Source organism: Enterobacter cloacae complex sp. P13B (assembly GCF_014895915.1).
GTDB lineage: Bacteria > Pseudomonadota > Gammaproteobacteria > Enterobacterales > Enterobacteriaceae > Enterobacter > Enterobacter bugandensis.
Window position 1 is genome coordinate 1 of record NZ_JADBQN010000086.1, and the last position, 271, is coordinate 271.

At 59.8% G+C, this 271-nt stretch carries 1 protein-coding gene; it reads right to left on the bottom strand.

What is annotated here, in order from left to right; genetic code table 11:
• The coding region (locus IM273_RS21900; RefSeq protein ID WP_305043857.1) for a biotin/lipoyl-containing protein at positions 1–271 on the bottom strand (271 nt) is incomplete at both ends.

The following is a 271-nucleotide window of genomic DNA, read 5'->3' on the forward strand; positions in this document are numbered from 1 at the left end:
CCTTCTACGGTGATCAGTGACTGCTCGGCCGCAACGGTATCGCCCACTTTCACCAGGATTTCAGTGAATTCAACTTCGTCAGCGCCGATGTCCGGTACGTTAACGTCTTTCGCGCCGCCAGCAGCGGCTGGTGCATCGGCCGGAGCCGGAGCAGCGGCCTGTGCAGGCGCGGCAGCAGGTGCAGCACCCGCCACTTCGAAGATCATGATAAGCGACCCGGTAGACACTTTGTCGCCGGTGTTGATCTTGATCTCTTTTACGGTACCGGCGA